Raw genomic sequence first — 13008 nt, 5'->3', positions numbered from 1 at the left:
CCAAAACAACAGGAGTCGATTCATGTCATCAGTGCAATTGTTTTCAGGGAAGGTCGCGGCGCTGGCCTTCGCCGGCGTCAGCCTGCTCAGCAGCGCCTCCCTCCAGGCCGCCGACGCCCTCAAGCAACTGGGCCAGCCCGAAGGCGCCCTCGATATCATCGCCTGGCCCGGCTACGTCGAACGCGGTGAGAGCGACAAGAACTACGACTGGGTCACCCAGTTCGAGAAGGACACCGGCTGCAAGGTCAACGTGAAGACCGCCGCCACCTCCGACGAGATGGTCAGCCTGATGGCCAAGGGCGGCTACGACCTGGTCACCGCCTCCGGCGATGCATCCCTGCGGCTTGTCTACGGCAAGCGCGTGCAACCGATCAACACCGCCCTGATCCCCAACTGGAAGAACGTCGACCCGCGCCTGCAGAACGCACCGTGGCATACGGTGGACGGCAAGCACTACGGCACGCCCTACCAGTGGGGGCCGAACGTGCTGATGTACAACACCAAGGTCTTCCCCAAGGCGCCACTCAGCTGGAGCGTGGTGTTCAGCGAGCAGAAGCTGCCCGACGGCAAGAGCAACAAGGGTCGAGTGCAGGCGTACGACGGACCGATCTACATTGCCGACGCGGCGCTCTACCTGAAGACCACCAACCCCGCGCTGGGCATCCAGGACCCCTACGAGCTCAACGAGGAACAGTACGCCGCCACGCTCAAGCTGCTGCGCGACCAGCAGAAGCTGGTCCACCGCTACTGGCATGACGCGACAGTGCAGATGAGCGACTTCAAGAACGAAGGCGTGGCCGCCTCCGGCTCCTGGCCGTACCAGGTCAACGCACTGGTGGGCGAGAAGCAGCCGATCCAGTCGACCATCCCGGTCGAAGGGGTGACCGGCTGGGCCGACACCACCATGATGCACGTCGACGCCAAGCACCCGACCTGCGCCTACAAGTGGCTGAACTGGTCGCTGGAACCCAAAGTGCAGGGCGACGTGGCGGCCTGGTTCGGCTCGGTGCCCGCCTCCCCCGCCGGCTGCAGCGGCAGCCAGCTGCTCGGTGCCCAGGGCTGCGCCACCAACGGCTACGACCAGTTCGACCGCATCGCCTTCTGGAAGACCCCGCAGGCCAAGTGCAGCCAGGGCCAGTGCGTGCCGTACAGCCGCTGGACGCAGGACTACATCGCGATCATGGGCGGAAGGTGACGTAACGTCCTCCCAACGGCGGATGACCGGTCGCGGTTGTCCGCCGTTTTCGTTTCCGCGAACGCCTGATCAGGCGCCCTCGCCCCCATGCGCTACCTTTTCTGAAGCAGCCCCGCCATTCAGGTAGCCAGCAGCATGACCACAGCCGTCCAGTTCACCGAGGTGAGCCGTCACTACGGCGATGTCCGCGCCGTCGACCGGGTGTCCATCGAGATCCGTGATGGCGAGTTCTTCTCCATGCTCGGCCCCTCCGGATCGGGCAAGACCACCTGCCTGCGCCTGATCGCCGGATTCGAGCAGCCGACCTCGGGCTCCATTCGCATCCACGGCCATGAAGCCGCCGGGTTGCCGCCCTACGAGCGAGACGTCAACACGGTGTTCCAGGACTACGCGCTGTTCCCGCACATGAATGTGCTGGACAACGTCGCCTACGGCCTCAAGGTCAAGGGCGTGGCCAAGACCGAACGCCTGAGGCGCGCCGAAGAAGCCCTGTCGATGGTCGCCCTGGGTGGCTACGGCGGCCGCAAGCCGGCCCAATTGTCCGGTGGCCAGCGCCAACGCGTGGCCCTGGCCCGAGCCCTGGTGAACCGTCCGCGCGTGCTGCTGCTGGACGAACCCCTGGGCGCGCTGGACCTCAAGCTGCGCGAACAGATGCAGGTGGAGTTGAAGAAGCTGCAACGCCAACTGGGCATCACCTTCATCTTCGTCACCCATGACCAGGGCGAGGCGTTGTCCATGTCCGACCGCGTCGCGGTGTTCAACAAAGGCCGCATCGAGCAGGTCGACACCCCGCGCAACCTCTACATGAAACCGGCCACACGCTTCGTCGCCGAGTTCGTCGGCACCGCCAACGTATTGCGGGGAGAACTGGCGCAACGCCTGATCGGCGAAGCCCGGCCGTACTCGCTACGTCCCGAACACGTGCGCTTCGGCCGCGCCGGTGACGGCGAGCTGGAAGTCAGCGGCACCCTGTTCGACGTGCAGTACATGGGCGCCAGCAGCCGCTACGAAATCGAGCTGGACAACGGCTCGCGCCTGGTCGCCGCGCTGCCCAACGGCGAGCGCGAGGAACACCGGCCGCAACCGGGCGAGCCGGTCGTGGCCTGCTGGGCGCGCAGCGCGCTGGTGCCGCTGCTGGAGGAACCGGCGCCATGAGCCCGATACGCGGCATCGCAAGCTTCCTCTACCGGCGCAGCACGATGTACCTGTTGATGCTGCTGATTCCGCCGTTGCTGTGGTTCGGGGTGATCTACATCGGCTCGCTGTTCGCCCTGCTCTGGCAGAGCTTCTACACCTTCGACGACTTCACCATGGCGGTGACGCCGGAGCTGACCTTCGCCAACTACAAGGCGCTTATCAACCCGGCCAACTACGACATCGTGCTGCGCACCCTGGGCATGGCCATCAGCGTCTCCATCGCCAGCGCCATCCTCGCCTTCCCCATCGCCTACTACATGGCGCGCTACGCCGGGCCCAAGGAAAAGGCCTTCTTCTACATCGCGGTGATGCTGCCGATGTGGGCCAGCTACATCGTCAAGGCCTACGCCTGGACAGTGATCCTGGCCAAGGGCGGCATCCTCTATTGGGTGATCGAGCGCCTGCACCTGCTCGGCCCGCTCGGCCTGTTGCTCGACGTACCCGGCGTGGGCGGCAACACCCTGTCCACATCGCACATCGGGCGCTTCTGGGTGTTCACCTACATCTGGCTGCCATTCATGATCCTGCCGATCCAGGCCGCCCTGGAGCGCCTGCCGCCCTCTTTGCTGCAGGCCTCGGCGGACCTCGGCGCCCACCCGCGGCAGACCTTCTTCCAGGTGATCCTGCCACTGGCCTTCCCCGGCGTGGTGGCCGGCTCGATCTTCACCTTCAGCCTGACCCTGGGCGACTTCATCATCCCCCAGCTGGTCGGCCCCAGCGGGCTGTTCATCGGCACCATGGTCTACGTGCAACAGGGCGCGGTGGGCAACATGCCACTGGCGGCGGCCTTCACCCTGGTGCCCATCGTGTTGATCGCCGTCTACCTGTCCATCGCCAAGCGGCTGGGAGCCTTCGATGCGCTCTGACGACAATCGCCCGTCCTGGTTCCTGCGCCTGGCCGCCTGGGGCGGGCTGGTGTTCCTGCATTTCCCGATCCTGGTGATCCTGCTCTACGCCTTCAACACCGAGGAGTCGGCCTACAGCTTCCCGCTGCAGGGCTTCACCCTGAAATGGTTCAGCATCGCCTTCCAGCGCGGCGATGTGCTCGACGCCATCTGGCTGTCGGTGAAGATCGCCTGCGTAGCCACGCTGATCGCCATGGTGCTGGGCACCCTGGCCGCCGGTGCGCTGTACCGCCGCGACTTCTTCGGCAAGGAGGGCATCTCGCTGATGCTGATCCTGCCGATCGCCCTGCCCGGCATCATCACCGGTATCGCCCTGCTCTCGGCGTTCAAGACCCTCGGCATCGAGCCGGGCATGCTGACCATCGTCATCGGCCACGCCACCTTCTGCGTGGTGATCGTCTACAACAACGTGATCGCCCGCTTCCGCCGCACCTCGCACAGCCTGATCGAGGCGAGCATGGACCTGGGCGCCGACGGCTGGCAGACCTTCCGCTACATCATCCTGCCGAACATCGCCACGGCCCTGCTGGCCGGCGGCATGCTGGCCTTCGCCCTGTCGTTCGACGAGATCATCGTCACCACCTTCACCGCCGGCCACGAGCGCACCCTGCCGCTGTGGCTGCTCAACCAGCTGACCCGCCCCCGCGACGTGCCGATCACCAACGTCGTCGCCATGCTGGTGATGCTCGCCACCATGCTGCCGATCCTCGGCGCCTACTACCTGACGCGAGGGACCAGCGACGTGGCGGGGAGCGGCAAGTAACCCGCGAACCGACAACCGCACCTGCACGGAGGACGCGATGCAAACCAAACTCCTGATCAACGGCCAGTTCGTCGCCGGCGAAGGCGAGAAGCTGGACATCCTCAACCCCGCCACCGGCGAGGTGATCGGCCAGATCGCCGAAGCCAGCGAAGCCCAGGTGGACATCGCCGTGCGCGCCGCCGACCGCGCCTTCGACAGCTGGTCGCAGACCGCGCCGAAGGACCGCGCCATGCTCCTGCTGCGCCTGGCCGACCGCATCGAGGCACACGCCGAGGAGTTGGCCCGCCTGGAGTCCGACAACTGCGGCAAGCCCTACGCCGCCGCGCTGAACGACGAGATCCCGGCCATTGCCGACGTCTTCCGCTTCTTCGCCGGCGCCTGCCGCGTGATGCCCGGCTCAGCTGCTGGCGAGTACCTGCCCGGTTTCACCTCGATGATCCGCCGCGACCCGGTGGGGGTGATCGCCTCCATCGCGCCGTGGAACTACCCGCTGATGATGGCCGCCTGGAAACTCGGCCCGGCCCTGGCCGCCGGCAATTGCGTGGTACTCAAGCCATCGGAGCAGACCCCGCTGACTGCGCTGCGCCTTGCCGAATTCATCGCCGAGCTGTTCCCCGCCGGAGTGGTCAACCTGGTCTTCGGCCGCGGCCCGACCGTGGGCTCGCCGCTGGTGAGCCACGACCTCGTGCGCATGGTTTCCCTCACCGGTTCGGTGGGCACCGGCAAGGCGATCATCCGCAGCGCCGCCGACAGCGTGAAGCGCCTGCACATGGAACTGGGCGGCAAGGCTCCGGTGATCGTCTTCGACGACGCCGACCTGCAGGACGTGGTGGCCGGCATCCGCACCTTCGGCTTCTACAACGCCGGGCAGGACTGCACCGCCGCCTGCCGCATCTACGCCGGCAGGAAGATCTACGACAACTTCGTCGCCGACCTCGCCAGCGCGGTCGGCAGCCTGAAGATCGGGCTGCAGAACGACCCGAATACCGAACTCGGCCCGCTGATCACCGCGGCCCAGCGCGAGCGTGTCTCCGGCTTCGTCGAGCGGGCCAAGGCCAGCCCGCACATCCGCATCGCCACTGGCGGCAATGTGGTGAGCGGCAAGGGCTTCTTCTACGAACCGACGGTGGTGGCCAATGCCGAGCAGGATGACGAGATCGTCCGCCGCGAGGTATTCGGCCCGGTGGTCTCGGTGACCCCCTTCAGCGATGCGGAAGAGGCGATTCGCTGGGCCAACGACTCCGAGTACGGCCTCGCCTCCTCGGTCTGGACCCGCGACGTCGGTCGTGCTTCACGGATGGCCGCGCGCCTGCAATACGGCTGCACCTGGGTGAATACCCACTTCATGTTGTGCAGCGAAATGCCCCACGGCGGGTTCAAGCAGTCGGGCTACGGCAAGGACCTGTCGATGTACGGGCTGGAGGACTACACCGTGGCGCGGCACATCATGATCAAGCATTGAGGGGCGGCCTGTAAGAGCACCACGCACACAGTCTTTTGCGTACTTGTAGGATGGCGTAGAGCGAAGCGAAACCCATCAACATCGTGCACCAACAGCATGGGTATCGCTGCGCTCCACCCATCCTACGAATTGCGGCAACTCAAGTCCTGGCCCACGGCCTCGTAGGAGCAACTGTCTTTTGTGCCCTTGTAGGATGGCGTAGAGCGAAGCGAAACCCATCAACATCGTGCACCAACAGCATGGGTATCGCTGCGCTCCACCCATCCTACGAATTGCGGCAACTCAAGTCCTGGCCCACGGCCTCGTAGGAGCAACTGTCTTTTGTGCCCTTGTAGGATGGCGTAGAGCGAAGCGAAACCCATCAACATCGTGCACCAACAGCATGGGTATCGCTGCGCTCCACCCATCCTACGAATTGCGGCAACTCAAGTCCTGGCCCACGGCCTCGTAGGAGCAACTGTCTTTTGTGCCCTTGTAGGATGGCGTAGAGCGAAGCGAAACCCATCAACACCGTGCACCGACAGCATGGGTATCGCTGCGCTCCACCCATCCTACGAATTGCGGCAACTCGAGTCCTGGCCCACGGCCTCGTAGGAGCAACTGTCTTTTGTGCCCTTGTAGGATGGCGTAGAGCGAAGCGAAACCCATCAACACCGTGCACCAACAGCATGGGTATCGCTGCGCTCCACCCATCCTACGAATTGCGGCAACTCGAGTCCTGGCCCACGGCCTCGTAGGAGCAACTGTCTTTTGTGCCCTTGTAGGATGGCGTAGAGCGAAGCGAAACCCATCAACATCGTGCACCGACAGCATGGGTATCGCTTCGCTCCACCCATCCTACGAATTGCGGCAACTCAAGTCCTGGCCCACGGCCTCGTAGGAGCGGACTCTCTCCGCGATGCCGTATCCCGGCATCAAGTGATCAGACCAGCCCAGCCAGCTTCAGCCAGTGGCCGTAGAACCCTTCCGCCACGCGATTCATCGCCGCAATCTTCCGCGGCAGCTCGGCCAGCATCACGTCCGCGCTTTCCTGGCTCGGCTGGCTGGGGTCGAGATATTCCGGCCAGCCGTTGATCCAGCCGCTCACCAGCTCCTCGGTCATTTCCGGGTGCCCTTGCAGGCCGAGGATACGCTCGCCGAAGCTGAACGCCTGGTTCTCGCACCAGGGGCTGGAGAGCAGGTGCGTCGCGCCCTCGGGCAGCTCGAAGGTATCGCCATGCCACTGGTAGATCGGGAATTCGTCCGGCAGGTGCGCCAGCCACGGGCTCTGCGACTCCAGGCGGCGCATCGGCTGCCAGCCCATCTCGGTATAGGGCAGGCGGCGGATATCCGCGCCCAGCGCCTTGGCCAGCAGTTGTCCGCCCAGGCAGTGGCCGATCATCGGCACGTCGCGCTCGATGAAACGACGGATCGCGGCGATCTCCGCTCGCAGCCACGGCGTATCGTCGTTGACGCTCATCGGCCCGCCCATGATGGCGACCGCCTTCGGCCGCTCCAGGTCATAGCCCTGCAGTTCATCGAGGTCGGCGCGACGCACCTCGAACGACAGGTTGCAACGGTCCAGCACCGTGGCCAGATGGCCCGGCGGGCAGAAATCGACGTGGGTCAGAATCAGAATATCGGTCATGGTCACCTCCGCACGGCAGTCTGCCGTATCGCGCAGGCGTCATAAACCCCCGGCGTACCCGCACGGAAACCGCGCCGTCACGGTGGGTGACGGCGCGCGTGCGGTTGCGGGTAGACAATCGTTGCGGGTAAACAAAATCACAGCCGTCGGACGACGGCTCGGAACGCATTGCCGCTAGGGACGCAGGGAGCTCACTTCCTGGGTCACGCCCCAGCCGTCCAGAATACCTCCCAGTGGCGCCACGACTTCCTCCAGGTCGTGTTCGAAAGCGCCGATGCCCGCATGAGTCGCGAACATCACCTTGCTGATCTGCAGGTTCCACCCGCCATCGTCGCGGGCTTCGACCTGCACCCTCAGCGACTCGCCGCGGAATTGCCGGGCGGCCTTACGGGCATTCTGTTCATCAGGAAAGATGGCGAAAAAATCAATGGGATGAATACGAGCGAAATCGAAGCCACCTTCCTTCATCCTGCGCAACACGTTGACGCTGATATCTTCCGAGAGGGGCTTTTCCATGGTACGCACCTCCTGTCGAGACGTTCAGAGTTATTCCCCGCCAACGAACGCACCCTGCCGGTGGCAGGCATGCGTTCCGGGCACCTCTATGTGCCACAGGAAACGCCAAGTCGATCAACGTCCCCCAACTGGAAGCCAAGTCCGCCGAACGCGCTAAAAGGCGCGCAACCGTGACGGACTTCAAAGGCCACTCTTCCAGCGTAGCGCCTCCGCCAGCGAGTTGCCGCTACTTCGCCACGTCGGCCCCAGCGGTGGCGACAGGCGGCAGCCCGGCGCGACGTGTGCCCAGCACCAGCGCGGTCAGGACCAGCAGCATGCCCAGCGCGTGTCCACCACCGAAATGCTCGCCCAGCAGCAGGACGCCGACCAACGCGGAGCTGACCGGCATCAGGCCGGTAAACAACCCGGCGACATTCGCCGGAACCTGCGAGATACCGCGATACCAGAACAGGAAGGACAACACGCTGGCACTCAGCGCATAGAACAGCAGCCAGCCCCAGGTCGACGCGCTGGGCAGGCTCCAATCGAAGGCCAGCGCCTGCGGCACGGCGAACGGCAGGAACAGCAGCAGGCCCGCCAGATTGACGCCAAAGGCCATGGCCCAGGGCCGCACGCTGAGCGACAGGCGGCGCGAAAACACCGCGAACAGTGCCTCGGCCAGCACCGCCCCGAGCACCAGCAGGTTGCCGGCCACGCTGCCGCTGCGGCTCTCCGGGTGCTCCAGCAGGTTCAGCGCGGCAATTCCCGTTACCGCCAGCACGATCGCCAACAGCTGCGGGGCGCTGATCCGCTCACGCAGCCAGAGCCAGGCGAGTAGCGCGATCACGCTCGGCGTGGCGCTGGTGATGATCCCGGCGCTTGTCGCAGAGGTCAGCAGCACGCCATGCAGCATGCACAGGCTGAACAGGAAACAGCCGAAGAAGGCCTGCAGGAACAGCCCGCCGCAGGCCCGACGGTCGAGTCCGCGGCGGACATCGCGCAGGCACATGCCCGGCAGCAGTACCAGGCTGGCGATGAGAAAGCGCAAGGCGGCGAACAGGTAGACCGGGACGTCGGCGAGGATCAGCTTGCCGATGGCAATGTTGCCCCCGACGAGCAGCATCGACAGGGCCAGGCAGGCGAAGGCGAATGGCATGACGGCATCCTTGCATCAGGTGATGAGGCGCCCCGGCAGGCGGGACGACGTTCCAGCATCCGGGCCGGCCACCCGTGGCGCAAGCGCTGAAACGGCCTGAAACACTATCCCCCCAGGGCCAGGCAGATGCCGGTCATCACCACGCCCAGAGCGGTGAAGCCGAGCGAGGATTTCCAGGGCGAGCCGCCGGCCCAGCGCGCCAGCCGCCAGCCCAGGATGGACAGCATGGCCAACCCGACCGACTGGGCGGCACGCAGTGCCAGCAGGTCGTCATGGATCAGCAGCAACGGCAGGATGATCGGGAGCGTGGCGGCAAAGGTATGCGAGCCCAGCACCAGCCAGGCCAGCCAGTGCTCGCGTCCCAGCCGTGGCGCGGCACCGGTGCCGATCCTGGAGGCGAGCAGGTTGCGACGCATGCGTTGCACCTCGTCGGGCAGCATGCCATCGACCACCACGTCCGGAAGAAAGTCGCGCAGTCCTTCGCGGAAACCGCGCTCCTGCTGCGCTTCACGCAGGGCGTGCAGGCGTTCGTGGGCGTGATCCAGGCGCACACGGATGCCCACCAGCGTCATCAAGGCATCGACGATTCCCCAGGCCAGGTTGCAACCCAGCGCGGCGACGATCAGGTCCTGGCGGCCAGCGCCTTCGGCGGCGGCCGGGATGACCGAGATGATGGTCAGGGCCATGACAACGCCGAAAGCCCCTTCGCTGAGGCGGTCGAAAGGGCTGGTGACGTCATTCCAGGCCTGTTGCCAGGCCGCTTTCCAGGATAGGCGGGGGCGCTGCATGGCGCAGACTCCTCGAAGACCGTACGAACCGGCGACCGCATCCACGGCGCCGGCGAGGGAGTCTACGAGGCCCCGGCCATCAGTGGGAGTCCCACGAAGAAAATCGCGCAAACCCTGGAGGCAGAGCGTGCGCGACCGCTCGCGGCGAACCTCAGGCGCGGCTGAGCCAGGCCATTACCCAGCGATTGAGCGCCGGCGGCGACAGCTGGCCGGACCAGTACATCGCCCGGAACAGCGCCCCGATGGGCCGGTGCACCGCCCTGCTCTGGGCCTGGCGCCACGCCGCCTCGGCAATGTCCTCGGCGCTCAGGGTCACCCCCAGGCGGCGCAGCACCGGCGGCTCGACGGTCTGGCTGGCGACCATCGGCGTGCGCACGAAGGGCGGCATCAGGTCGGCAACGCGAATACCCTGCTCGCGCCACTCCAGTTCCAGCGCCTCGGTCAGCCCGCGTACGGCGAACTTGGAGGCGGAATAACTGGCCATCTGCGGTACGCCATACAGCCCGGAGGCCGAGCCCATGTTCAGCACCTGCGCGCCCGGCGTGCGCTTGAGGAACGGCAGCGCGGCGTAGCAGCAGTTGAGCACGCCCTGCACATTGATCGCGATGATCCGGTTGTGCTCCGCCAGGCTGATGTCCTCGAAACGGCCGAAACGCAGGATGCCTGCGCAGTTGAACAGCAGACGCAAGCCACCGCCGCAGGCCTCGGCGAACGCCTGCACGGCCGCAGCTACCGCCTCGGCATCGGTGACATCCAGTGCCCGTCGCCAGGCGCCACCGAGTTCGACGGCAAGCTCCGCCAGCGGCTCGGGATTCAGATCGATCAGGCCGACACGCCAGCCGTTGCGGTGGAACAGCCGTGCGGTCGCGGCGCCGATTCCCGAGGCCGCGCCACTGATGAGGATGGTGTTCATCGACGCACTCCCTGCAGATGTTGGGCAATGAAATTGGCGACGTCCTGCAAGGCGCGGTCGGCCACCTTCAGTACTCCGGCGTGGGCCTGGAACACGTGCCAGCAGTTCGGGAAGCGCTGCAGCTTGACGACGGCGCCGTAGCGCCGCGCGGCATCGACGAAACGCAGGCTGTCGTTGCGCAGCACTTCATCCTCACCGACCTGGATCAGCAACGGCGGCAGGCCGGTGAGATCAGCATGCAGCGGCGACAGCTGCGCATCGCTCCGACTCACCTCCGGCGGACAGAACATCGCCATCGCGCTATCCAGCCAGGCGCGGGTGATCAGCGGGTCGCCCGCCGCCGGCGCGTGCAGGTGCTCGGCGGTCAGATCGGTCACCGGCGAGAAGGTCACCAGCGCGCCGGGAGCCGGCAAGCCGAGCGCCTTCGCCTGCAACGCGAGCTGCAGGGTCAGGTGGCCGCCGGCGGAATCCCCGGCAACGGCGATGGCCGAGGGCGGGATGTCCTTTTCCAGCAACGCGCGGTAGGCCGCCACGGCATCGTCGCGCTGGGCCGGGAATCCGTACTCCGGCGCCAGCCGGTAATCCACCACCCACACCTCAGCCCTGCAGAAGCGCGCCAGGTTAGCGGTGATGGCCCGGTGGGTGGCCGGCGAACCGACCAGATAGGCGCCGCCGTGCAGGTAGAGAATCACCGTCCCCGCCCCGCCCTCGCGAGGCCGCCAGACCTCGCAGGGCAGCCCGCCCAGCGTCGTCTGCTCACGATGCACACCGCGCGGTGTGAGGGTCGCGGCGGTCAATCCGCGCAGCAGCGCGCGCTGCGCCTTGACCGGCAACTGCGGCCCCATCAGGCCACGGAACAGCAGGTTGAGCAGGCCCCGCAGGGCGGCGGTGAGAAACTTCTGGCCAAGGGACAGCGGCACCTGGGGCTCAACGGATGCAGTCATAGTCGGCGAACTCCGGCTGACGAGTCTGTTGACGATAGCGGAAGGTGAAGCCCGGCCAGTTGACGGTGTTGCGGCCGCTGGCGGTCTTGTACCAGCTGTTGCAGCCGCGCTCCCAGATGGTCTGGCGCAGCTCGTGCTGCAGGTGCTGGTTGAAGCGCTGCTGCACCTGGGGTTTCACGTCCAGGTACTTCAGACCCTCGCGCCGGATTCGTTGCAGACAACCGAGCACGTAGGGGAACTGGCTTTCCAGCATGTAGATGATCGAGTTGTGCCCCAGGTTGGTGTTCGGCCCATAGAGGATGAACAGGTTGGGAAAACCACTCACGCTGATGCCCTTGTAGGCTTCCGCGCCCTCTTTCCAGGCCTGGTTCAGCTCGCGTCCGCCCAGCCCCTGGACGCGCATAGGCGCGAGGAACTCGGTAGCGGCGAAACCAGTGCCGTAAATGATCGTATCCACCGGATGGCGTTGGCCGTCACGGGTGACGATGGCGTCCTCGGTGACTTCGCGGATGCCGGTGTCGACCAGCTTCACATTGCTGCGCGCCAGCGCCGGGTAGTAGTCGTTGCTGATCAGGATGCGCTTGCAGCCCAACGGGTAGTCCGGCTCCAGGCGCGCACGCAGGTCGGCGTCGGGAATGCCCCGGTGCAGATGGCGGTGGAAGCTCAGGCGCATCATCTTCATCAGCGCCGGGAACACCGTGAAGGCCAGCGCCCGTGCCTCGTGCTGGACGTACTTGAGCCCCCGGTCCAGCCGCTGCAGCCATGGCAGGCGCGCCTTCAGGCGACGCTCCCAGGCGGCGTAGGGACGGTCCGGCTTCGGGATCACGTAGGCCGCGCTGCGCTGGAACAGCAGCAGCTCGGCGGCTTTCGGCGCGACTTGCGGCACGAACTGGATGGCGCTGGCGCCGGTGCCGATCACCGCCACGCGGCTGCCTTGCAGCTTTGCCTCGTCATCCCATTGTGCGGAATGGAAAGCCTTGCCCTGGAAGCGCTCGATACCCGGCAAGTGCGGGATCAGCGGGCGGCTCAATTGGCCGAGCGCACAGACCAGCGACTGGGCGCGCAACTCCTCGCCGTTGGCACAGGTCACCCGCCACTCTCCGGCCGCCTCGTCGAAGCTCGCCGCGCTGACCTCGCAGTGGAAACGGATGCGTTCGCGCAGGCCGTACTTGTCCGCGCAGTGCCGCGCGTAATCGAGAATTTCCGCCTGTGGCGCGAACTTGCGCGACCAGTCGGCCTTGGGTTCGAAGGAGAAGGAATACAGGTGCGAGGGCACGTCGCAGGCAGCGCCTGGATAGCGGTTCTCGCGCCAGCAGCCGCCGACGTCGGCGGCCTTTTCGAGGATCAGGAAGTCGTCGATGCCCGCCTGTTTCAGACGGATCGCCAGGCCCAGACTGGCAAAACCGGCACCGATGATCAGCACGCGCACGGCAGCCGACCCGGGGGAAGTGTTTGTCATTGTTGTGCTCCCGGTGGTGTTCTCCGCCCAGTGGCGGATGGGAACATCCTAGGGCTTCATTCGCCGTCCGGTTATGGCATAGTCGGACATAAAATTGTGACTTT

The 13008-nt window shown here is 65.8% G+C and carries 12 protein-coding genes; 5 read left to right on the top strand and 7 right to left on the bottom strand.

The features are described 5' to 3' along the window. Positions 1-22 precede the first annotated feature (22 nt). The 5 genes from ydcS (at position 23) to GA645_RS10660 (ending at position 5522) form a co-directional block, all read left to right on the top strand. Positions 23-1195, top strand: coding sequence for a putative ABC transporter substrate-binding protein YdcS (gene ydcS, locus GA645_RS10680; protein ID WP_152222526.1), 1173 nt, complete (start codon positions 23-25; stop codon positions 1193-1195). 135 nt (positions 1196-1330) lie between these two features. Next, on the top strand, positions 1331-2350 hold the full coding sequence (locus GA645_RS10675) for an ABC transporter ATP-binding protein (RefSeq protein WP_152222524.1): 1020 nt from the start codon (positions 1331-1333) through the stop codon (positions 2348-2350). Next, the gene (locus GA645_RS10670) at positions 2347-3258 is read left to right on the top strand and encodes an ABC transporter permease (protein ID WP_152222522.1); all 912 of its coding nucleotides are present in this window, start codon (positions 2347-2349) and stop codon (positions 3256-3258) included. Before GA645_RS10675 ends, GA645_RS10670 begins: the two co-directional genes overlap by 4 nt. Further along, positions 3248-4060 (top strand): ABC transporter permease, encoded by an 813-nt coding sequence (locus tag GA645_RS10665; protein WP_152222520.1) that lies wholly within the window; start codon positions 3248-3250, stop codon positions 4058-4060. The genes GA645_RS10670 and GA645_RS10665 overlap by 11 nt, the downstream gene beginning before the upstream one ends. A gap of 37 nt (positions 4061-4097) precedes the next feature. After that, positions 4098-5522: a gamma-aminobutyraldehyde dehydrogenase gene (locus GA645_RS10660; RefSeq protein ID WP_152222518.1), complete on the top strand. Its 1425-nt coding sequence runs from the start codon at positions 4098-4100 to the stop codon at positions 5520-5522. 922 nt (positions 5523-6444) lie between these two features. Here the strand turns inward: GA645_RS10660 and GA645_RS10655 are convergent. From GA645_RS10655 to GA645_RS10625, 7 genes are all read right to left on the bottom strand, one after another. Beyond that, positions 6445-7149 carry a type 1 glutamine amidotransferase gene (locus GA645_RS10655; RefSeq protein ID WP_152222516.1) on the bottom strand — a complete coding sequence of 235 codons (705 nt, stop codon included), beginning with the start codon at positions 7147-7149 and terminating at the stop codon, positions 6445-6447. 174 nt (positions 7150-7323) lie between these two features. Further along, positions 7324-7665: a ribonuclease E inhibitor RraB gene (locus GA645_RS10650; protein ID WP_152222514.1), complete on the bottom strand. Its 342-nt coding sequence runs from the start codon at positions 7663-7665 to the stop codon at positions 7324-7326. A gap of 226 nt (positions 7666-7891) precedes the next feature. Next, positions 7892-8800, bottom strand: coding sequence for a DMT family transporter (locus GA645_RS10645; RefSeq protein WP_152222512.1), 909 nt, complete (start codon positions 8798-8800; stop codon positions 7892-7894). A gap of 104 nt (positions 8801-8904) precedes the next feature. Then, on the bottom strand, positions 8905-9588 hold the full coding sequence (locus GA645_RS10640; RefSeq protein ID WP_152222510.1) for a hypothetical protein: 684 nt from the start codon (positions 9586-9588) through the stop codon (positions 8905-8907). A gap of 151 nt (positions 9589-9739) precedes the next feature. Next, a complete protein-coding gene (locus GA645_RS10635) occupies positions 9740-10501 on the bottom strand; it encodes an SDR family oxidoreductase (protein WP_152222509.1) in 762 nt (253 codons plus the stop codon). Then, complete coding sequence (locus GA645_RS10630) at positions 10498-11445, bottom strand: alpha/beta hydrolase (RefSeq protein WP_152222507.1); 948 nt, start codon at positions 11443-11445, stop codon at positions 10498-10500. The genes GA645_RS10635 and GA645_RS10630 overlap by 4 nt, the downstream gene beginning before the upstream one ends. Further along, the gene (locus GA645_RS10625) at positions 11429-12904 is read right to left on the bottom strand and encodes an NAD(P)/FAD-dependent oxidoreductase (RefSeq protein ID WP_152222505.1); all 1476 of its coding nucleotides are present in this window, start codon (positions 12902-12904) and stop codon (positions 11429-11431) included. The genes GA645_RS10630 and GA645_RS10625 overlap by 17 nt, the downstream gene beginning before the upstream one ends. Positions 12905-13008 lie beyond the last annotated feature (104 nt).

It is taken from the genome of Pseudomonas sp. SCB32 (assembly GCF_009189165.1).
In the GTDB taxonomy this organism is placed as follows: domain Bacteria; phylum Pseudomonadota; class Gammaproteobacteria; order Pseudomonadales; family Pseudomonadaceae; genus Pseudomonas.
This window is presented reverse-complemented; position numbering and strand designations above follow the sequence as displayed.